The sequence below is a fragment of the Bacillus sp. SIMBA_005 genome (assembly GCF_046535585.1).
Classification (GTDB): domain Bacteria; phylum Bacillota; class Bacilli; order Bacillales; family Bacillaceae; genus Bacillus; species Bacillus pumilus.
Genome location: NZ_JAWRWI010001196.1, coordinates 1 through 235, shown reverse-complemented (window position 1 = coordinate 235; position 235 = coordinate 1). Strand labels below are relative to the sequence as shown.

Genomic DNA, 235 nt, shown 5'->3' with positions numbered 1-235 from the left:
ATCCGTCGCCGTAGTCCTCGCAGACCTTGCCCACGAGGTCGATCTGGTCGCCGGGGATCGTCTCCACTACGAACTCATCGTCGAACGAGGACGAGGACGCCCACGACTTCGAGGACGAGTTACCCGCGTCCCAGACGCTCCCCGCGGTGTAGCCGAACGCGCTCAGTACGACGCCGGCGATGAGCGCGAACACCGCGATCTTCTTCCGGGTGACGTCGAGGCGGCCGAGGGCAAG

Annotated in this window: 1 protein-coding gene; it reads right to left on the bottom strand. The window is 66.0% G+C overall.

Translation table 11 applies throughout. The annotated features are described in order from the left end of the window. The coding region (locus SB660_RS23875; RefSeq protein WP_410585092.1) for a hypothetical protein at window positions 1-235 on the bottom strand (235 nt) is incomplete at both ends.